Annotated in this window: 18 protein-coding genes and 1 riboswitch; of the genes, 2 read left to right on the top strand and 16 right to left on the bottom strand. The window is 32.8% G+C overall.

The window, feature by feature from the left end; translation table 11 throughout:
* Window positions 1-45: 45 nt before the first annotated feature.
* The 11 genes from BN1058_RS08050 to BN1058_RS08095 form a co-directional block, all read right to left on the bottom strand.
* Window positions 46-1,347 carry an NCS2 family permease gene (locus tag BN1058_RS08050; RefSeq protein WP_090855408.1) on the bottom strand — a complete coding sequence of 434 codons (1,302 nt, stop codon included), beginning with the start codon at window positions 1,345-1,347 and terminating at the stop codon, window positions 46-48.
* 185 nt (window positions 1,348-1,532) lie between these two features.
* Window positions 1,533-1,633, bottom strand: a riboswitch (purine riboswitch).
* A gap of 258 nt (window positions 1,634-1,891) precedes the next feature.
* Complete coding sequence (locus BN1058_RS08055; RefSeq protein ID WP_090855411.1) at window positions 1,892-2,344, bottom strand: NanQ anomerase/TabA/YiaL family protein; 453 nt, start codon at window positions 2,342-2,344, stop codon at window positions 1,892-1,894.
* Between the two features lie 69 nt (window positions 2,345-2,413).
* Window positions 2,414-3,250: a MurR/RpiR family transcriptional regulator gene (locus BN1058_RS08060; protein ID WP_090855414.1), complete on the bottom strand. Its 837-nt coding sequence runs from the start codon at window positions 3,248-3,250 to the stop codon at window positions 2,414-2,416.
* Between the two features lie 29 nt (window positions 3,251-3,279).
* The gene (locus BN1058_RS08065) at window positions 3,280-4,176 is read right to left on the bottom strand and encodes an ROK family protein (RefSeq protein ID WP_090855417.1); all 897 of its coding nucleotides are present in this window, start codon (window positions 4,174-4,176) and stop codon (window positions 3,280-3,282) included.
* A gap of 66 nt (window positions 4,177-4,242) precedes the next feature.
* Window positions 4,243-5,523: a TRAP transporter large permease gene (locus BN1058_RS08070; protein ID WP_218054210.1), complete on the bottom strand. Its 1,281-nt coding sequence runs from the start codon at window positions 5,521-5,523 to the stop codon at window positions 4,243-4,245.
* Window positions 5,524-5,991, bottom strand: coding sequence for a TRAP transporter small permease (locus BN1058_RS14395; protein ID WP_218054211.1), 468 nt, complete (start codon window positions 5,989-5,991; stop codon window positions 5,524-5,526).
* 25 nt (window positions 5,992-6,016) lie between these two features.
* A complete protein-coding gene (locus BN1058_RS08075) occupies window positions 6,017-7,042 on the bottom strand; it encodes a sialic acid TRAP transporter substrate-binding protein SiaP (protein WP_090855421.1) in 1,026 nt (341 codons plus the stop codon).
* A gap of 246 nt (window positions 7,043-7,288) precedes the next feature.
* Window positions 7,289-8,155 (bottom strand): N-acetylneuraminate lyase, encoded by an 867-nt coding sequence (locus BN1058_RS08080; RefSeq protein WP_090855424.1) that lies wholly within the window; start codon window positions 8,153-8,155, stop codon window positions 7,289-7,291.
* Between the two features lie 39 nt (window positions 8,156-8,194).
* Window positions 8,195-8,881, bottom strand: a complete 687-nt coding sequence (locus BN1058_RS08085) for an N-acetylmannosamine-6-phosphate 2-epimerase (RefSeq protein WP_090855427.1) — start codon at window positions 8,879-8,881, stop codon at window positions 8,195-8,197.
* Window positions 8,882-9,118: 237 nt separating this feature from the next.
* Entirely contained in the window at window positions 9,119-10,549 is a 1,431-nt protein-coding gene (locus tag BN1058_RS08090) for a polysaccharide deacetylase family protein (RefSeq protein ID WP_090855430.1), read from the bottom strand.
* A gap of 244 nt (window positions 10,550-10,793) precedes the next feature.
* Window positions 10,794-12,740: a DUF5107 domain-containing protein gene (locus BN1058_RS08095; protein WP_090855433.1), complete on the bottom strand. Its 1,947-nt coding sequence runs from the start codon at window positions 12,738-12,740 to the stop codon at window positions 10,794-10,796.
* A gap of 154 nt (window positions 12,741-12,894) precedes the next feature.
* On the opposite strand from BN1058_RS08095, the gene BN1058_RS08100 reads away from it, so the two are divergent.
* Both BN1058_RS08100 and BN1058_RS14320 read left to right on the top strand, forming a co-directional pair.
* Complete coding sequence (locus tag BN1058_RS08100) at window positions 12,895-13,737, top strand: AraC family transcriptional regulator (RefSeq protein ID WP_090855436.1); 843 nt, start codon at window positions 12,895-12,897, stop codon at window positions 13,735-13,737.
* A gap of 283 nt (window positions 13,738-14,020) precedes the next feature.
* A complete protein-coding gene (locus tag BN1058_RS14320; RefSeq protein ID WP_176694469.1) occupies window positions 14,021-14,188 on the top strand; it encodes a hypothetical protein in 168 nt (55 codons plus the stop codon).
* Between the two features lie 803 nt (window positions 14,189-14,991).
* Here BN1058_RS14320 and BN1058_RS08105 read toward each other — a convergent pair.
* The 5 genes from BN1058_RS08105 to BN1058_RS08125 form a co-directional block, all read right to left on the bottom strand.
* Window positions 14,992-15,804 carry a hypothetical protein gene (locus BN1058_RS08105; RefSeq protein ID WP_090855439.1) on the bottom strand — a complete coding sequence of 271 codons (813 nt, stop codon included), beginning with the start codon at window positions 15,802-15,804 and terminating at the stop codon, window positions 14,992-14,994.
* A gap of 12 nt (window positions 15,805-15,816) precedes the next feature.
* A complete protein-coding gene (locus BN1058_RS08110) occupies window positions 15,817-16,725 on the bottom strand; it encodes an endonuclease/exonuclease/phosphatase family protein (RefSeq protein ID WP_090855442.1) in 909 nt (302 codons plus the stop codon).
* 396 nt (window positions 16,726-17,121) lie between these two features.
* Window positions 17,122-17,598: a hypothetical protein gene (locus BN1058_RS08115; RefSeq protein ID WP_090855444.1), complete on the bottom strand. Its 477-nt coding sequence runs from the start codon at window positions 17,596-17,598 to the stop codon at window positions 17,122-17,124.
* A gap of 88 nt (window positions 17,599-17,686) precedes the next feature.
* The gene (locus BN1058_RS08120; RefSeq protein ID WP_090855447.1) at window positions 17,687-19,294 is read right to left on the bottom strand and encodes a TIGR04141 family sporadically distributed protein; all 1,608 of its coding nucleotides are present in this window, start codon (window positions 19,292-19,294) and stop codon (window positions 17,687-17,689) included.
* A 148-nt stretch (window positions 19,295-19,442) separates the two neighbouring features.
* Window positions 19,443-21,104 (bottom strand): AlwI family type II restriction endonuclease, encoded by a 1,662-nt coding sequence (locus BN1058_RS08125; RefSeq protein ID WP_090855450.1) that lies wholly within the window; start codon window positions 21,102-21,104, stop codon window positions 19,443-19,445.
* Window positions 21,105-21,114: the final 10 nt, after the last annotated feature.

The raw sequence follows: 21,114 nt of genomic DNA on the forward strand, positions 1-21,114 counted from the left end.
AAAAAAGTGTTGACGTGTAATAATCACACATCAACACTTTATCTACTAACTTAAGAAAATCAAATATAAAATAAACACGATAAATAAGAACCACATAATCGGATTAATTTCTTTCATTTTACCTTTTGCTACCATTGTAATTGGATAGAATACAAACCCTACCGCAATACCTGTTGCAATACTGTAAGTAAGTGGCATCATAATTAACGTTAAGAAAGCCGGTACTGCAATTTCAAATTGATCCCATTCAATCTCTTTTAATGAGCTTACCATCATCACACCAACAATAATTAATGCTGGAGCGGTAACTGCAGAAGTTACCACACCTAATAACGGCGAGAAGAATAATGCTAATAAGAACATAATCGCTGTTACAACAGCTGTAAAACCTGAACGACCACCTGCACTAACACCAGTAGTAGATTCTACATAAGAAGTCGTTGTAGATGTACCTAACGCCGCACCAACTACTGTCGCAGTGGAATCAGACATTAATGCTTTTCCTGCTTTCGGTAATTTATTATCTTTCATTAAACCAGCTTTTGTAGCAACTGCAACAAGTGTCCCAGCAGTATCGAAGAAGTCAACAAATAAGAACGTTAAGACAACACCGATCATTTGTACTGTAAAAACATCACCTAAATGTGTAAAAGCTTGCCCAATTGTTGGAGCTAAACTTGGTGGTGCATCAAAAATCATAGTTGGTGGGTCAATTAAACCTACAATTATTCCGGCAATTGACGTAATGATCATACCATAAAATACCCCACCCTTAATATTAAGCGTAATTAAAATAACCGTTACAAACACACCAAATATAGCAAGTAATGTATTCCCATTCGTCAAATCACCAAGCCCTACCAGTGTTGCTGGGTTAGATACTACAATTCCTGAATTTTGGAAACCGACAAATGCAATAAATAAACCAATACCTGCACCAACAGCCATTTTCAAGCTAGCGGGAATCGCATTAATAATTTTTTCACGCAAACCAGAAATGGTAAGTACGATAAAGAAAAGTCCTGAAACAAGCACACCACTTAACGCTGTTTCCCAAGGTATACCATAGCCAAGTACGACAGTATAAGCAAAGAATGCATTTAAGCCCATACCAGGTGCTAATGCAATTGGATACTTCGCTACCAATCCCATAATTAATGTACCAACAGCTGCAGCTATACCAGTTGCAGTAAATACTGCACCAGCATCCATGCCTGTGCCTTCAGCAGCCAATGTTGCTGGATTTACGAATAAAATATAAGCCATAGATAAGAACGTTGTGATTCCAGCAATTGTTTCTGTACGAAAATTTGTACCAAGTTTGTCAAATTCAAAAAACTTCTTCACTTTACTTCCCCCTCTTTCGTCTTGCCTTGCATAATTCTTGATTCAGCTAACAAAATACAAAAAACACCCTTACCTTTGATTGGCAAGAGTGTTCTATAACTAGTCAGAAGAGTAGAATGTATCTATTTGTTATCAATAACAAATAGATTTTACAAGAGAATAATAGATAGTCTTCTCCTATAAAAATAGTAATTATTCTTCTTCGTAGCCAGACCATTTACGGTGGTCAGTAGAAACTCTAGAGCCCTATTCTCAAGATTATACGACGAATTACCTATAAAATTATTTTTAATACATTTCTTATCATACAAGGGAATCAGGGAGCAGTCAAGCTAAAAACGAATGTTAATAATTTTTACACAATTATTGTTCGTTTTTGGGATTTATTTCCGATGTTGTTCGGTTCCTTTTTTATACATTAGCTTGCAATTAAATTAATATGTGTACGTAAAATACCAACAACTAAAACATAACAGGTTTAGAATAAAAAAATTCTTCCCCCTTTTCAGCGAGAAGAATTCTATATTTGTTTCCTAAGTATGTCCTAATCGATACGTACTTTTATTACCGCTTTCTTCACAGGCTTTGATTCTTGTACAATTAATGATGTCATATGTACATCTTGCGGGAAGAAAATCGCAAACATCCCTTTGTCTAAAGTGATTGAATCACCTTCACCGGAAAATAACCAACAATCGTCTTTCTCGTCGTATGGCTGACTCACTTTTAGTTTATCTATATTTGCAAAACCAATTAACTCTGAACCATCTATCATATAATGGATATCTATATATTTTTTATGTGCTTCCCAGACACCTTCTTGTATGTCTTTTGTATGATAGTTTTGAATGATCAAAAAGACATCATCGCCATCAATGTCATGTCTTCCCATTTCTAATTTACTAAGATCATTTTTTCCAATATAGTCCAAAGCCATTTTAATCTTACCATTTATAGCACCATATACATTTAGATTACTATAACTATCCAGAATCATATTCAATTCATCCCTTTCTACACTTCTATATGAAGAAACATCACTGTGTTGTGATGTAAAGTGTACGCTTTAATATAATTTTTTGGCTATATTTTTAGTTATTTCCATTCTCACTTTTTCTGAATTTTTATAATTGTTAATGGTTACGCCTGTACAAATAAGGTCAATCAAAAATAATTGCGTAACTTTAGATACTAGCGAACCACTATCTAATGGATTTTCCTTCGCTGAAGTAAGTAAAACATAATCAGCGTATTTCGTTAATGGTGATTTCACATAGTTTGTTAGTGCAATTACTGTTGCGCCTCTCTCTTTTGCAATGGATACAGTATCAACAATATCTTTTGTACCTCCCGTTAGACTAATAGCAATTACTACTGTGTTTTCATTCATTGAAGAAGCACGCATAGCCATAAAATGAGGGTCAATTGTGACATGAATATGTTTGCCTATTCGCATTAATCGTGTTTGCATATCCAATGCTGCTATACCTGAAGAACCTACTCCAAAAACAACCACATCTTCAGAAGAATTAATAGCATCTACAGATTTCTGTAATGTTTCTTCATCTATTATCTCGTAGGAATCCTCAACTGCATGCAAAATGTTATTTTTGATCTTCTCCATATACGTATTTTCATGATCATCTGTCGAAATGACCGAAACCTCTTGAGCAAGTAGGAATTTGAAATCTTGAAATCCTTTGAAACCAAGCTTTCTAAAAAAACGCAATACAGTTGCCTCGGCAACTTCACTCGCTTCCGATAATTCTGTTAAAGAGTGGTAAAGCACTTCTTGAATATGCTCTTTAATGTAATGATAGATCTTTTGTTCAGATTTCGTGAAATTTTGCTTATATTGTTCCATTAACAAGGTTGGTTTCATTCCGTTGTGTGGATTTAGCATAATCACACTTCCTTTTAAAACTTTTGACTTCATTCTACTATAAAATGTTTGATTGCACCCAGTAAATTAGCTTTATTTTCATATTCAGCCATTTTTATTGATAAATTACGTTGATGATTAGGCATTATTTTTTTAAATAAAGAATCGCGAATATAACTTAATAGAAAATCACCTTGAGCAGATATCCCACCACCAATCACAATCATTTCTGGATTAAACATGTGTACAAGTGATTGCAAGCCAGTGGTCAACTGATCCACCCATTTCTCTAAGACCTGTTTTGCTACTTCATCACCATTTCTTACATTATCAAAGAAAAGTTTTAAATCCTTTTTTTCATGAAACGCATCATTAACCATCTCTTCTAACGCTAAGCTAGAAGCATACCTTTCAAAACACCCTCGATTACCACATGTGCACGCTTTTCCATTTGGATACAAATTGATATGCCCAATCTCGCCAGCTGAAAATCTTGAACCTGTAAACAGTTGACCGTTTATAAATATTGCCCCACCAATTCCAGTTCCAATTGTTACACAAATAAAATTTTCCACATTTTTTGCCGCGCCTTTCCAATACTCACCGAGCGCAGTACAATTCACATCATTTTCAACTTTGACTGGTAAGCCAGTTGCAGAGCCAATGTTTTTGGAAATTTCCATCCCAGTATAACCTGGAATATTATCTGTTGCATAGACAACCACACCATTTTTGTTATCAATTTGACCAGCAGAACTTATGGTAATCCCTTCAATTTCCCAATTATCCTTTAATTCCAAATTTGTTGCAATTAATTTATCAATAATAGCCTTTCCACCTTGAGAAGCTTTTGTAGGATATGAATCTTGAAATAAAAAATTACCGTTATCATCGGAAACACCATATTTAATGGATGTTCCTCCAATATCAAAAACCGCAATTAACATAGATCTTTTTCTCCTTTACTGAAAGTTGAAGGAGAGAAAAACCGAACGGCTTTCCTCTCCTTCATTTTATGGACTAAAAAGACTTGGCAAGAATAGTACAACATCCGGAAATATCGTGATGATGATCAATGTTATAACTAACGGAATCCAAAATGGAATTACACCTCTTGTAATTGTGTGTATTGGTATATTACCAACTTTCGATACAACAAACAGTGCCATACCCATCGGTGGAGTTAAAATTCCAATCATTAAGTTTAGTATAACAATAATACCGAAATGTACTGGATCAACTCCCGCCGCAACAACAACTGGTACTAGAATCGGAATCAATAAAATTAGCAATGCTAAGGATTCGATAAAAGTTCCTAACAAAATAAGTAATAAGTTGATCATTAGAAGTAAGATGACAGGATCATTTGTTACAGCCAAGAAAAAGTCAGCTATAGTGATTGCTATTCTTTCGTGTGCAATCATTTGACCAAAGAACTCTACTGCCATAATCATAAGGACAGCGACACCTGTTAATTTTAATGAATCTACTACATTATCAAAAAACTTTTTCAATGTAAGTTCACGATATACAAAGAAACCTAAAATCATAGCATAAACAGTTGCAACAACTGCTGCTTCTGTCGGAGTAAATTCCCCTGAGAAGATCCCGCCAATAATAATAACCGGCGTTAACAATGCTAAGAATGCTTTCTTAAAATAATATACACGTTGTTTGAATGTAGCTTTCTCTTCTTTTGGAAAACCGCGCTTTTTAGCAAAGGAATAAGCAACAATCATTAAACTAATTGCCATAATCAACCCTGGAACAGCACCTGCTAAGAATAGTCTAGCAATTGACTGATCCGATACCACACCATAAATAATTAATGGAATACTAGGCGGAATGATTGGACCAATAATTGCAGATGCTGCAGTTAATCCACCAGCATAGTCATCATCATATTTTCCATCACGCATTGATTTGATTTCTAGTTGACCTAACCCACCAGCATCCGCTAAAGCTGAACCAGACATTCCAGAGAATAATACACTAGCCATGATATTTACATGACCAAGTCCACCTGTAAAATGGCCTACTAAAGATTTAGCGAAACTAAATATTCGTTCCGTAATACCCGAAGAATTCATCAGAGTTCCAGTTAGTATAAAAAACGGAACAGCAAGTAAGGAAAAGACATCAATACTATCAACCAATTTTGCACCTGTAAAGAATACTAAGTTCCAATCGTTGGTGATGAAATAAACGAATGTAGAGACCAACAGAGTAAATCCTACTGGCATTCCTAACAATAACAATACAATCCATAACAATAATATTAAGAATACATCCATTTATTTCACCTCCATCTTCTGTCTTATTTCTTTAATATTTCTTTCTATTAATCGATAAAGCATAAGAGTGGACAATACAGGCAACGCCATATAGAGATATAAATAAGAGATTCTTAAAGAAACTATCTCAACTGGTATTTTGCGAACGGACATTTCATAGCCTATATAGATAATTAATACGAGCACTATAGCAATTAATAGTTGAAAGATATAATAAATGACTGTACGTACTTTTGCAGGAAACTTATCAAAGAAATATTCTATTCTTACATGCCCATCATTCTTAATTTCAGAAGCTACCGCAAGATAGGCTACATAGACAAATAAAAATCTAGCTAGTTGTTCTGACCAAGTTATCGGACTATCTAAAATCTGTCTTGAGAAAATCTGTGCAACCAAAACAACTAGCATAACAATGAATAATGACCCACCGACGATCTCTTCAAAATTCTTCAGAAACTTTTTCATAGTTCTCACCTAAATTATTGTGATTTTATCGTGCGTCTTCTATTTGTTGTAAATATGCTTGTCCATCTCCTTCAATATCCTCTAGATATTTAGGGTAAGCTTCAGATACAGCTTCTCTGAATGGAGCTAAATCAGGCTCAGTAACTGTAACGCCTTCTTCTTCAAATTTAGATATTAAATTAGCTTCTTCTTCTTCAAATAATTTTGTGTGTTCTTCAGCAGCTTTATCCAATCCATCTTGTAAAATTGTTTGTAGATCTTCAGGAAGTGATTCCCAAGTATCTTTACTTACCACATAGTTAGCATCGTTAACCACATGATTCGTTAATGCTAGATAATCTTGTACTTCGTAAAATTTCTGTGCATCAATTGTTGATAACGGATTTTCTTGCCCATCAACAGAACCAGTTTGTAAAGCTAAGTAAACTTCAGTAAATGCCATTGGTGTTGGAGATGCTCCAGTAAATTTCGCATAATCCAGTAATGTATCCGCTTCCGGAACACGTAATTTTAAATCCTTCATATCTGCTAATTTTTCAATTGCACGATTAGAAGTCGTTTGTCTTGTACCATTATATGCAGTTGCAGCTATTTTCCAATTATGCTCATTTAATAATTCTTCATGTAATTCTTTACCAAAATCAGTTTCATAAATAGCACGTTTTAAGTGATCAAAATCTTCAACGATATAAGGTAATCCTAACAATGATGCACGTGGCACCCAGATACCAAAACGTCCGGACTCAGCAAGTGTAATATCTAACGTGTTTTCTCTTACCTGTTCAAGCATTGCGCGGTCATCACCTAATTGTGAATCAGCATAAATATCCAAAGTAAGTTGTCCATCACTCTCAGTTTCAATATAATCTGCTAATACTTCTGCTGCCTTATATTCATTTTGAGCAGTACCTGCAACCATACCAAATTTCAAATTGTAAGTTTTAGATTCATCTCCAGCATCATCACCAGATGCAGTATCATCGTTAGAGCAAGCAACCATTCCAATAAGTAAAGCTAGTAAAATCCCTACATATCCAAACTTCTTTTTCATAAAACAAACCCCTCTCTTGTTTATATATTAAAACCAGTTAGTTTTAATAATGAAATACTCCTACGATATTACATATACTTACTTAGACCTTTACCTAACACTCATCCTCTTGATTGATCCACCCCCCTAACAGAATAAAATATAAAGCGTTTTCATTAATGTAAGCATAAGATATCACGATGAGTGTTAGTAGTCAATATTTTTTTAAAAATGATTTTTAGTTGTCATTATTATTTTTAAGTTTTCTTACAAATATTTTTCAGAAATTTCCTTCGCAGTATGCACGCCATCTGATGTCAAAGCTTTCATTGGTTTTCTACATAGACCTGCGTCTACGCCTTTTGTTTTCAAAATTTCTTTTATCGTTTGATAAAGGCCATTTTCTAAGATTTCAGCAATTAAATCATTCGTTACTTTTTGTATTTCTCTTGCTTCATCAATTTTTCCAGCCTGTGATAGTTCAAAGATTTGCTTCGCTCTTTTCCCATTTACATTAAATGTACTTCCTATTGCTCCATCAACATTAAGCACGCTAGCGGATAGTAACATTTCATCAAATCCTGAATAAACAAGTTTTTCAGGGAAATAGTGTCTAATTCTTTCTAAAAGGAAGAAATCTGGTGCAGTAAATTTAACCCCAATAACTTTATCATTTTCAAACAATTCACCAAACTGTTCCAGATTCATATTCACTCCAGTTAGGGCAGGAATAGAATAAATGATCAAGTCATTATCTACACTTTCTAGAATGGTATTGTAGTAATCTTTAATTTCTTCAAAATCAAATTTATAATAGAATGGCGTAACTGCAGAAATTGCATCATAACCTAGATCTGTTGCAAACTTTGCTAGATCAACTGCCTCATCGATATTTAATGCCCCTACTTGTGCAATCAATTTAACTTGATCTCCCACTTCATCCTTAACAATTTCAAAAATCTGTTTTTTCTGATCTGTTGAAATTAAAAAGTTTTCTCCTGTACTTCCATTTACATACAATCCATCCATTTCAACAACATCAATATTGTAACGAATGATCTCTCTTAAGCCTTTTTCATTCACCTGTCCATGTTCATCAAAAGAACACATTAGTGCTGTAAATAATCCTCTCATACTATACCTCTCCTTTTACTCAGTTTAATAGTTTAATAGTTATTTGATTACTTCTTGCTTTATAGCTTCATTAAATTTCTTTGTTATCAATTGTGGTCGAGTAATAGCAGATCCAACTACGACTGCATGTGCCCCTAAATGCAATGCTTGTTTCACTTTTTCTGGTGTATCAAAGTTTCCTTCTGCAATAACTGGAATAGAAACATGTTTCACCAATTGTTCTAACAGATTCAATGGTATGGTTCCTTCAGAATACGGTGTGTAACCTGTTAATGTTGGCGCAACAATATCTACCCCCGCCTTTTCGGCAGCAATTCCTTCTTCAAGTGTTGACACATCGGCCATAAACAATTGATGTGGATACTTTTCTCTCACTTCAGTAAAGAACTCCAGAAAATTTTTCCCATCTGGTCGATCTTGTTTTGTTGCATCAAAAGCAATAATATCAACTTGTTCTTGGAAAAGTTCATCTACTTCCGACAAGGTTGGTGTGATAAAAACATTACTGCCTGGATAATCTTTTTTTATAATTCCTATAATAGGGAGGTCTACTTCATTTTTTATAGCCTTTATGTCTTTGACTGTATTTGCACGGATGCCAGATGCACCACCCTGAGCAGCTGCCAATGCCATTTTTGACATAATATAAGAATCATGAAGTGGTTCATCTGGCAAAGCTTGGCAGGAAACAATCAAGCGCTTTCTTATCTGTTCCAATGTACTCATAAATAATCTCCTCACTATTTATTTATAATTGAACTATAACAAAAGTGACAATCAATTGTCAACGCTTTCATAAAAATGATGACACAAAATCATCATTTTTATGAAAGCGTTGAGCAACAGAGGTTTATCATACCAAGGTTTATGAAGACTTCGATAAATTGATTAGAAAACAAACAAACCTCCATTAGCCTTTGCTAATAAAGGTTTGTTTATCTATAATAACTAATAAAGCGAAAATTACCCCTTGTCCTGCAAAACATCAGAAACACCTACAGAGGTGTAACCTTCACTTTCTAGATAATCAAGAACTAAAGCGACAGCCTCTACTGTTGTCTCATGAATATCATGCATAAGTATAATCGCATTTGGTTTAAGATTTGTTTTAACAACCTCAAGTACTTTGTTTGGATCATGACTTTTCCAATCTAATGTATCAATATTCCAAAGCACAGAAGGTACATGAAGTAATTCATCTACTAACGCATTTGATGCTCCATAAGGTGGACGAAATACGGTAGGTTTTTCACCTGTTATATCTTGAATCGCTTGATTCACTCGATTAATTTCTTCTTTTATATTCTCTTCACCGAGCTTAGTAAGTTGTTTATGATTCCATGTGTGATTCCCTATTTCATGCCCACGTTCTGAAACTTCCTTTACGATATCTTGGTAGAAATCAACACGGTTGCCTAGCATAAAAAAGGTAGCTGTTGCACCGTATTCATCTAATAATTCAAGAATTTTCAGGGTGTTTTCTGGATGAGGGCCATCATCAAAAGTTAAAGCAACTTTTTTATCATGCTCAGACGGTTTCTCTATTTCTCCCTTATCAGCATTGTCTTCTTCAGGTTTCTCTACATCTGGTTGTTCTGAATCTGTCTTATCTTCAACATCTAAGAGATCTAGCCACCTTGACTTAATAATATCTTTCGCATCACTAATTGGAATTGCAATTTCTGGTGAACCAGCAGCTCCTGCTGTAACTTCATATTTATCAAATTTAAAAACTAAATTTTCTTTTGTGATATATGTTTTCTCAAACGTTTGTTGTTCATCTTCTATCCATTTTTTCAATTCCTCTTCAAAGAAAAAATCCTTATATGTATCAGATTGTTGAAAAGCTTTTAATAGCAATTTGTGTATTTTACTTCGGCTAGCACTATTATCTATTAATAGTTCTTTTGAGCTAATAAAGGACTCATCTACTTTATTGACCATGAAAACTTTAGAGCTTTGTTTACCGTTCGCACCTGCAACATAACTTTCATCCATAAATACAATAGAATATATATTATCAGCAGCTTCATAAATATCAAAGCTTAAGTTATATGTTCCTGACCGATCTTTTTGTTTTAAAAATTCAAGATTATGTTCAATTTCATCAAAAAAGATTTTTTTCGATTGAGATATATACGCATTTATTGGCTTATTTAAAGACTTACTTTGTAGGTCGGGATAGTGAATTGCCATTTTATAAACTTCTTCTTCAATGACTACTGTTTTTATATCAATTCCTCGATACTCTGAAGGTTCTGTTGTACGCTCATGATCCTTCTTTTCATCTATTTCATTTTTGTTATTTTCAGACCAAAGTGGCTTAATAAAGAATATAGCAATTCCAATAATAATGAAAAGCAAAAGTAGATATGTAGATCGTGTAAGTTTCATAAAAAATACTCCCTATATTTCCCGTAAACAAGTTTATTTTCAAAGACGGACCAATTAACTAGTCTATCAAAAAAATGACAAGTTGACTATTTTCATGATTATTACTTCTGATTTTATTTTAACCTTCTCCCTACGAGAATAAGAAAAATCCTAAAAAATAAAAAAGATTTTTAGGATTTCTAACATTTGTGTATAGGTATAACAAGAGCATCTCATGACAACTTCATCTTATTAACTTCAATTATTATATTGCGGTAAAATCAAACTGGTATGGAATTTCTTTTATTTCGCCAAACAAATCTTTATGCATATCTCTCCATAATTCACCTATTCCAATTTCCCCCTCTCTAATATCCTCCACAACAAGACCACCATCTGCACATAGTAGGTCATAAGCTTTTTGCACTTGTCCTTTTTTATACAATGCGAATATATAATAAAATGTTAATCTACTATTATTTTGCTCTTTCTCATCCAAAGATTGATAAAGTTCAAGTGTTTTCTCATAGCCTTCACAGATAGATAGAATTCGGAAAGCCTCCTTGAGATATGACATATCTTTTTTACGCATTCGTATGCCTTTGGTAATGCTATCAATAGCTTTTTGCCAAACTTCTGTCATTACATATACCGAAGCAAGTCCATGGTATGCCCACGCATTCTCTTTTGTTAGATTAGACTGGCGAAGCTCTTGTTCTGCTGCAAGGTACTCTCCCTTTTGAAAGTAAAAAATACCAAGCTGATAATGTGCATACCAATTCTTCTGTGGATTTTCTTCCACTATTTTTTTGAGTTTCTCAAAAAATACTTCATCAACCATAAATGGAGGTGGTACAAGTGTACTGTCTGGTTCTTCTAAAACTCCGGTTTCTAAAAATGCACGCCAGATCTGTTCCTCATCACTAGCATGAAATTCCAAATGCTCGGATATGTTGCATTTTCCTTGTAGATTTCTCTCCGTATTTTTTAGTGCTCCAAAACCGCTTCCTTTTTGACAAAGTTTCGCATCTTGTTTTGCCATATCCTTTGTATTAGAAAGAACTCCTCCCATTTCTTGGAATGCTGGTTTACTTGCTACTGTTTTGGTTACTGTTTCTCTTGCTTCTTCAAATGATTTTTCTAAGTCTTTCTCCTCTAATTGAAAAGCACCGTATCGCTCAAGCCATTCCCATGATGTATTTGGTTCCATTGGAAGGCACCCGTATTGTGTTTTTCCAAGACCAGCTTGTATTTCAATATACCTTCCCGCATCGTCTGTCAAGAATTCCTGCCAGTGATCTGCTGCCTGTTTGCTACCCCATGTAAATAATTTTCTAGATTGCAGTCGACTAGTAGACATATGCAAAAGACCATATCCTTTTTCATCCATATGTGCAATATATTTTGGATCATCTTTTTGAATATCAAAGAAATAATCGACTGCTGCTGGGATATTATTATATTTAGTAATGTCCACACCATCTACAACTGGAATATCTACTTTATATACACCGCCTTCATGGAATGTATACGCCTGATCAGCAGGAACAACAATTCGACCATTTTCATGCTCAGGCACCGCAATATTACTCCACCAATACATCGGCACTACTTCTTCTCCAATATTAACAATTCGCATTCTAGCATTTAGAAACGCATCTTTCTCTCCTAACCAAAAGTCCATTTGATACGTAATACCGCGTATTCTTTCATATTCATACATACGCAAAATTGGTACCCCATCGTCTCCTTCTAATACCGCGGTATACAAAGGGGTTGTTGTAAATGGTGAATGCCCAATCACTCCAACGTTCCATTCTACGCCTCCACTAAACCAGGCATTTCGGATAGCTAAATTACTAAAGCGAATGACATCATTTGTATATAATAAATTTCGGTTTCTTTGCTTATCCCAAAGCGACCATAGCCTCCCCCCCAGCTCTGGTAAGAAAACAGCCTTTAAGTAATTATTTTCAAGTACAATTGTTTTTACAGAACTTTCTTCTAGTTTCCTAGAATAGCTGGAAAATTGTCGATAGGGATAGGAATTAACACATGTTCCATACCCTCCATAGATTTCATCTCCTTCGTCTAAATAAAATTCCAAATCATTTTGTAAGATCAATCCACCTATTAAATCCGGAACAGATGCTTCATTACCAAGTTTTCCTCTTTTTATATTTTGGTAACCATATTGAATAGTAGGTATCAATTTATTTCGTCACCCTTCCTTTAAAAATATAGCTTTATTATAACGAGTAAAAAACTTGGAAACATTGTATTTAATTGCTCATCCATTTTAAAAAATTGCTATTTTTATTTTTTTTGGTTAAGATGAAACCATATTTTACTTAGGAGAATTATTTATGATTGTAAACGATTCCAAGATATTGATAAATTCACATTACTATATCTATTCCCCAAGTATACTAGCAAAAAAACTTTATTTATACCCTATATCCATTGGTCACTTTTTCTATAAACCGCATTATTCTCTTACGCGTGATAAATTTGATAGTTTTCTTATTATGTTTATCATTAAAGGAACATGTGACATAACCAATGGTGCAAACCAATTCACTGCAAGAAGTGGTCAGTTTGTTTTGATAGACTGCTATTTACCACACAGTTATGAGAGCTCAGTATCATGGGAAGCGCTTTGGATGCACTTCGATGGTCCGCTTGCTCAAAATTATTTTCAGGAAATTAACAATCAGCATGGACATGTAATTACGCCTGAAGATGCTACAACCACATATCTCCATTTAGAACAAATCTATTCGTTATTTCATTCTACTTCTGCTATATCAGAGGCTAACATTTCAACTCTTATTACAGAGCTATTAAACGATCTACTACGAGGAAAACAAAATAAAATGCACGGGAACTACTCTGAGTCTGTAGCAAGAGCTGTTACATATATAAACCAAAATTTTAAGAAACAATTATCCATTAAAACATTAGCGAAAAAAGCAAATAGTAGCACCTATCATTTTATTCGTACTTTCACTAAAGAAACCGGAGTTACACCCTATCAGTATGTCATGAATACCCGAATTGCTGCTGCACGGTTTCTATTAAAAGCTTCCGATGCTTCGATAAAAGATATTGCTTTTTCAACGGGCTTTCAAAGTGAAAGTAGTTTTTGTACTTGTTTTAAAAAAATCGAACAGCTCACACCAAGTCAATATCGTAACAAACAAATATAATCAATTGAAAAGATTTCTGCAATAATTGAATCAGATTATTAATTAAAACAGTAACAAGGGTTAATATACCAATTTTAACATTGGGAAGTTAGTCCTCTATATATTTACATATAGTACAAAATATTGTTGATTTTTTAAAAACACTTGTAAAAAATGTATTTCCAATATATTATTGGTATGTATTGTAATTTGAGCGATTTAACGGAAAGGAATTTATGGTTATCTGGCAGCATATATATACTGACAAGATATTAAAACTAAAAAAATGTTAGGAGTGGAAAATATGACAAAAAAGCTAATTATAAACCTCATTGGATGGTTATTTTTCATTTTTCTAACAATAGGTGTAGTATTCTTTCCAGAACAATTTTCATGGTACACTACTAATATTGGTGGACTTATTTGTCTCCTCATTGGTATGGTTCTCATTTTTTATAAACCAAGAAAATAGGCTTAATAGTGTCAGTTAATTATGGATGTTACTTATCCTAGATTTAAATAATCATTAAATATAAGTTTCAAGAAACGGTAGTAACCTTTATAAACAAGGTAGCTACCGTTTTTTACATGTAATTGGAAGGCCACTCCACAACCGGATAACTATTTTCAACGCAAAAAACGCCTCCCTTACTTGTTCAAAGTAAAAGAGGCGCAACATTGTTTTAACGTTATATAGTTGCACGTTTATTATTATATTAGATGCGTCATGTGTTCTGAAAAGGCATAGCGTCAATATCTACGCCTATTTACCCGCACACAGAATTAACTGGTCTATTCCCACTCTTTTATTATTAACAGACTTATAGCACACGATCGTTGATTTATAGGGATTCCAGATTAAATATAGCCGAAATAACGAGGTTAGACGTGGTTACGATGGTGACATAGATGACTATCTTTAATCCATTTTAAACCTTTATAATTATATTTTCGTACCTATATCGTCTCCATTGATTACAGCAACAGTAATGTACCACTTCTGCCATGTTTTGTACCATCAGTTGCCACAGATTTTACCACTCTCTGTCAACACATTTACAAAAGAAATAATTTAGAGATATTGAATTTCAAAACCCTAATCCTCCTTTTTTATCGTGGGATTAGGATTTTAGATTTCTGGAATCGCAATATTTTAGTGAATATTAAGATGAATTAAAAATATTTGCTGATTGCATAGCAAGTATCAATTATAAAACAGGTACCGTTAATCTAACTAAAGATAAATAATGCATTAAACATACCATGTTATCTCTATTAAAGCTTACGGTTGGTATCTAATGGTTTTTCCACTGAACCTTTAAATGAAATTTTCCCATTGCTTTTATCTAATGAAAATTTAACTGTGTTTCCATATTTATCTCTAGCAATGACATCATCTTTTTGAATATAAACATTTGTCGCACGAAATCCCAATTTATTTTCAGTAAGAATTTTATTTACCTTTTTCAAGAAAGTCCGCTTATTATATTTTCTTTTCGCTGATGTTCCTCTAAGACCTCTTGCAGAAATGCTTTCTTTATATGGGGCTACATATTGAGTTTTCCTAGCAACCCATCGAGAAGGAATTGCATCCTTTGGTAGGTCTGAATACGAAAGATTTCCAGCAATCCTTGATCGAACTCTTACTATTCTCGGAGATACATATGAGGATATTCCTTCTTTTTTAGAACTACTTTCGTCATCAACTGGTTTAACTACATTACTATCCTCTTTATCGTTTAATATTTCTTGAATGTCGTAATTGGATATAATTTCACTTAAAATATCTTCTATGCACTCGCTGTTATTAACGATATACCTTTCCTCATTTGTTAACACCTCATAGTTTGAAGTGTTTATTCTAATTTTAAAGATATTAAACTCCCTTAAATAAGGTTTATTTGCAACAAGGTCAAGTAAGATAAGCCTTGGTGTGGACTGTTCTTCCTCTAACCCTATAACTTTAATATTTTTTTCTAGGGTAGTAGCAAATTCTTTTGTTGATTTTTGTATTACTTCAATAAACGAAGTAACAAGTTCCTGACCTTGAGAATCTTTTGAAAGTTGAAAATAATTTACAGATACCATAAATATCACTCCTTATTTTTTTATTTCTAATGTATAAGAGATTGGTAAATGGTCTGAGTAGTTTATTCGGTTAGGAATTAAATTTGTGTCGAGTAAATCAACCTTACTCCATCCAGTTAAGACTTCAAAAGAGTTTGTTCCTGTTGATGAAATATATGGACTTATTAACACTTGATCGAAAGCATGCCAGTAATCTACATATGTGTCCTTGTTTCGCGGGACATAATGAATAGTGCCTGGTGGTTTTCTTAATTTTCCAGTTAAGTCATTTGAAAAGATACTCCAAGACGGATTGAAAAAATAATCTTTTCCTTTGCTAACTGTTTTGGCGGTTTGTTTACAGTGAGTAGCTTTAAATGATAATTCACTTACCATCCCTCTATCAAAAGGGTTCATATTAAAATCTCCAATAATTAATACTTTCTTTACTGTGTAAGAATTTATATATGAGGCTATTAGAGAATATTCATCTCTGGAAATAACGTAACGATCTGATTCGTCAGGGAATGATACCGGTGAATCCAAGTGGACCCCGACCAACATATATTTATCACCACTAAAATTATAAATAATGATTGTAAATCTCTGATCTTCCTTAAAAAACAAAACTTCAGAGTCTTTATATTTATCGAAAAGTGCAACGCGGACATTTCCCTTTAACTGTGTGCGAGAACTAAAACCGAGAGGTTCTAATGCTTGATTAAGCGCATCCCTACTCTTTTGGGTAGTTTCACTAAAAAATAAAATATCAAATGACCTTTTTTCAACAAGATCTTTTATTACAGTAGATAAGTCCTTTTTCATAAGATTCCAAAAAAGGATGTTTGATGTGGTTACTTCAAAGGATGTTTTTACCTTTTTTGGTTTCTTTATTTTTTTTGCTATAATTGTATTTGACACGATTTCTACACCACGATTCATTAAGTTTATAACCTATATCTTACCATTACTTCTTAGCATTATGAAAGATTCTTATAGAATTCTTTAAAATAAACTACTTGCGAGACTAAGCAATATTTCATCAAGCCACTATAAAATGAAATCATTTGTTGCACAGTATAAGTCTACTGTGTCATATAAAGTTTGCCACACGATCAGTCCAGTATTGCTGGTATTATTGTAATTCAATCAAATTTCGAAAAACCTTGATACTCCACACTAGGGCTATATAACACCTTATAACACAAAAAAGTTTTCTGTGGTAAACACTTTTGTCTTTTCTTGGTACAATTCATGTAAATTGATGGTAGATACTATGGCAGAGGTGGTTCATTTCAATGGCTGTAATCATCCATTAAACAGATGTTATCAATCACTTTAAAACTCCCAATCTTCATTATTGCACCTATAAATAAATTCTTTTACGCAGTTATAGTAAACTTTCGTTTCTTTAATTGTATCTATATAATTTGTCTCACGAATAAATTCTAGAAGTAACTCCTGAATCTCACCAATACTATAATTTCTAGACAAAGTATGTAGGATGCAAATATCGCTATTATTTACTGGTGTTTTGTTAGAACCTTTCAACGACCTAGCAGCTTGTGCTCTGATTACGCTTTCATTAATACCTAAATTTTCAGCATATTCTTTTACTTCACAAAAAATAATACAGAAAACATCAATTCTATATTTCCCAAATTTAGATATATCTTTAACTGCTTTGCCTTTCTTAAATGTATTCATTTGGATATTCTCTCTGTATAACTTTAACTTTTGATAAAAATCCTTTTTAAATTCTTCACTTTTCATTAATTCTCTTAATTGGTTAAAAGAAAGATCTAACGACAACATATTATAACCACCATTTTCTTTTAAAGTAATTACGAAATTGAATCAAACTAAGTCTCACTGTTAAAACACAAGAAATGAATCTCAAAAACTAACTAATTTCCTGCTTTATCGATAGCAGTGAGTATTGGAAATTCATAGAGTCTAAAGTATCTAAAACTTGCGTTAAATTAACCATAGAAAAGAAAGGTAAAACATTTTCCATTTCTTCCTCTTTTTTATGAATAATTGCAAATATTATTTCAAAATCACTATTATTATCTTTTTCACTTAAAGGATCGACCAGTAGTTTTTCTTGTGCAATTCTATTAACATGAGCACGAAACTCATTTTCTATAGCTAAAATTCTAGAAGAAACCAGTGCTTGAGAAAAAAGGTGACTTAACTTTGAAGAAGATCCTCCTTTTTTGATGTGAATAAGTTGTTTATCTTTTGTAAATATGTCGCAAGGTTCTATCTTACTTAATCCGTATGCTTTGGGTTGATAATTTTTCTGATCCATTAACACATAACTTGGATTACTTTGTGCAACTCTTTCATTATATGTTCCTTCATGTTCTTTAAATTTGCATGACGGGAACTGTAAATTACTTTTATACACATTTTTTATTCTTTCTTTAATTTGGCTATAAAAGTTCTTATTAATTTCATACCAATCGCCGTAACATAATAGATAAAGTGAATTGTTAAGAGAAGTTTCAAAAATTATAGCTTCATAAATATTTGAAACCTTAAACTCCTCATTAGTGTTATTAATTGAGAACAAACCATCTCTTTTAAGTTTGCTAATAATATTAATCTCAGTTCTCTGATTAATATATTGAAAGTAATCAGTATAATTAATATCTATAGAAACTAGCTTGTCTTTACTTTTTCCTGTACCTGTAAAATAAAACCCAAATATATTTTCCCAATCAATTATTTTGTTTGGAGCAATAGAAAGTTTTGGGTTTAACGTTTTAATTCCATCAATTAATTTTTTATCTAATTCTTCAATTATTTGAGAATCTTTTTCTCTCTGTATGTTATCTAGCCAATCAAACCCATTTCTTTTATAATGATCTTCATTATACGTTTTAAAATAAAAAGTGATATCTGATTTAATTTTTTCAATATCCATTTTCCGAGTTATTGTTAATGAGTCAGTTCCTACAATAAATCTTGCAATTGATTCATTTGAGGAAGAACCTGATAATGTTTTTAAAATTTCTCTACTTTTATTTACTTGAAACAGTTCTTGATTAGCATATTCAGTAGACTGTTTTTGAGTATCGACAATGGTATCTTCTATTGTCATAGAATTAAGACTTCTAATCTTTTTTGAATCAATTAAATTAGCAGCAACAATTAACCCAAAATTTCTAACAATAGTAGAGTAATTCAACATCGACTTACCGTACCCATAAACAATGCTAAAAAAACGATTATTGTACTTTAGTATCATGATAGCTTTATTTGAAGCATTTTCTTTAATATCTATTTCTTCATTTGTCAGTTTTTCAATTACTTCTTTCCAATCAGGAGTATTTACTGTTGGGTGATGAACATAAATTTTACCTTCTAAACCTATTTCTTTTTTAACTACGTAAGTATCGACTGAATTCAAACTACTATCTTTTATACAATCTTCATAATCAGAAACGCTATCTTTATGAAGATATAATGATATTTTTTGTACTTTTAAATCATCATTAGTCAACGCATACTCCCCCTCTCAGATAATATAAACAATCAAGTATAATTTTAATAGCATATACGGATTTCAGAACTCGTCATACAAAAAATAGCTTAGTCAATTACATCTTACCAATATAGTTGCAACATAAGAACAGACTTTCTATTTATATTTAGTTTGCTAATAAATTTATTTTTCTTAAAACTTCATTATCAATATTATCTTTCCATATTGGAGCATGATTGTTACTTAATGATAAAAGCGTATTAAGGAGTTCTTTTATAATGTTTGGTGATTCTTTAACTTTATCTTCTTTAAAAATAACCTCAAATAAATCTGTAAATTGACTTAATGTTATAGGGACAATCTGCAATGACATTGAAGTGTCATCAGATCTATACCAAATACCAATTCTAAATGTTTCTGCTGTATTAGTATCAATATTATTGGCAAGGAAAATACCATAGACTCTTTTATACTTCATCTCATAATGTTCAACATATTGTGCAACATGTCTTCTAACAGGCTCTCCTTCTGCAGCCTCTTGACGAGAGCTACTAGTCAATGTTACCTCCATGACTACAACAAAATCTTCGTACTCAAATACCATATCAGGACCATTTCCTGGTGCATGCCTTATTGGTAAAAAACTACGATCAATTGTAAATCTTCTAGCCTCCCATGGCTTATTAACTAATGAATTTAACGCTAAGAATGCACGCCAAATACTCCATTCCAAATAAGTAGGTGCTTCACCAGAAGGTATTAATTTCGACTTTCTCGGTTTTTGTAGTGCTTTTAGATAATCTAAAATATTCTGCCATTCATTAGGTTGCTGATCAGCATACTTCTTTTCAAGAACATGGATCCATTTATTTTCCAAATTAATTCTTAATAACGATAACTCTTCAATAGACAAATTCACTAGACTAGGTAATTGGTTTATTGGTTCATTATTTTTCACAAACAAACTGTATAACTCTCTTATAGCCCTTATAGATTCATTTTCATCATCTGTCGGAAGGGAAGCACCTTTTCCCAAGATATCCTGGTAATCTTTGTCTAATATTGGTTGGTAAGGTGTACTTAAAATTTGCTCTACGATCACTTTCTTATGTATAGCAATACTTAGCTTTGAACCCTCTTCATTAAAAAGTCCGGTCAATTTAAGATATCTTATGTTCACATCAGCATAAAAGCGTAAGCTATCCGCTGAGACACTTTTTGGTCTTTTAGAGGCAGTCTCTCGAAATTTATTATCAAACTTCCTTTTATCTTTAGAATTATTCCTTTTCTTTCTATATGTGATTATTTCTGAGACTATTAAACTAATATCTTTCATACTATGCTTAAAAATTATAATGGAAGCCATTTCATTCTTTGTAATCTCAGGAATCTCTCCTAAACTGTCTAGTTGATCAATTATTTCTAGAACTAACCTTAGAGGCGAGAAAGGTTCAATTTTTTCCTTGGTAAGTAAATGTATTTTGGAAGGTAATTGATGAGCTAAAAGAGCTCTTAAAAAACACTCTTCCGCCTCTGGTAATGAAGTTGTATTAATTAATCTTCTTCCATTCTCAGTTATTATGTGCGTATCATCATTAATAAAACCTAGTCTAATTAAATTCAGACGCCACTTTCTAGAAATAGTATTATCACTGTTAGTTTTCAGGCTCACAACTCCTTCTTTATCAAGAAGGAGAGCCATACCCTCTTCATTTTCTTTGGAAAAGTTACCATGAAATGGTGAGTTTACTAGAACTTCAAGTCCATCTTTCAGTCTTTTTGGATTTCTAACTCCGTTATCTGCAATAAGCCAAGGTTTGATAGCCATAAAATATACC

This window comes from Paraliobacillus sp. PM-2, from assembly GCF_001368815.1.
Classification (GTDB): Bacteria; Bacillota; Bacilli; order Bacillales; family Amphibacillaceae; genus Paraliobacillus.

Bases quoted from the DNA above. Each gene is read 5' to 3' on its own strand.
- BN1058_RS08055 (WP_090855411.1), bottom strand. From the start codon at position 2,344: ATGATTCTGGATAGTTATAGTAATCTAAATGTATATGGTGCTATAAAT.
- BN1058_RS08060 (WP_090855414.1), bottom strand. From the start codon at position 3,250: ATGCTAAATCCACACAACGGAATGAAACCAACCTTGTTAATGGAACAA.
- BN1058_RS08065 (WP_090855417.1), bottom strand. From the start codon at position 4,176: ATGTTAATTGCGGTTTTTGATATTGGAGGAACATCCATTAAATATGGT.
- BN1058_RS08070 (WP_218054210.1), bottom strand. From the start codon at position 5,523: ATGGATGTATTCTTAATATTATTGTTATGGATTGTATTGTTATTGTTA.
- BN1058_RS14395 (WP_218054211.1), bottom strand. From the start codon at position 5,991: ATGAAAAAGTTTCTGAAGAATTTTGAAGAGATCGTCGGTGGGTCATTA.
- BN1058_RS08075 (WP_090855421.1), bottom strand. From the start codon at position 7,042: ATGAAAAAGAAGTTTGGATATGTAGGGATTTTACTAGCTTTACTTATT.
- BN1058_RS08080 (WP_090855424.1), bottom strand. From the start codon at position 8,155: ATGAGAGGATTATTTACAGCACTAATGTGTTCTTTTGATGAACATGGA.
- BN1058_RS08085 (WP_090855427.1), bottom strand. From the start codon at position 8,881: ATGAGTACATTGGAACAGATAAGAAAGCGCTTGATTGTTTCCTGCCAA.
- BN1058_RS08090 (WP_090855430.1), bottom strand. From the start codon at position 10,549: ATGAAACTTACACGATCTACATATCTACTTTTGCTTTTCATTATTATT.
- BN1058_RS08100 (WP_090855436.1), top strand. From the start codon at position 12,895: ATGATTGTAAACGATTCCAAGATATTGATAAATTCACATTACTATATC.
- BN1058_RS14320 (WP_176694469.1), top strand. From the start codon at position 14,021: ATGACAAAAAAGCTAATTATAAACCTCATTGGATGGTTATTTTTCATT.
- BN1058_RS08105 (WP_090855439.1), bottom strand. From the start codon at position 15,804: ATGGTATCTGTAAATTATTTTCAACTTTCAAAAGATTCTCAAGGTCAG.
- BN1058_RS08110 (WP_090855442.1), bottom strand. From the start codon at position 16,725: ATGAATCGTGGTGTAGAAATCGTGTCAAATACAATTATAGCAAAAAAA.
- BN1058_RS08115 (WP_090855444.1), bottom strand. From the start codon at position 17,598: ATGTTGTCGTTAGATCTTTCTTTTAACCAATTAAGAGAATTAATGAAA.
- BN1058_RS08125 (WP_090855450.1), bottom strand. From the start codon at position 21,104: ATGGCTATCAAACCTTGGCTTATTGCAGATAACGGAGTTAGAAATCCA.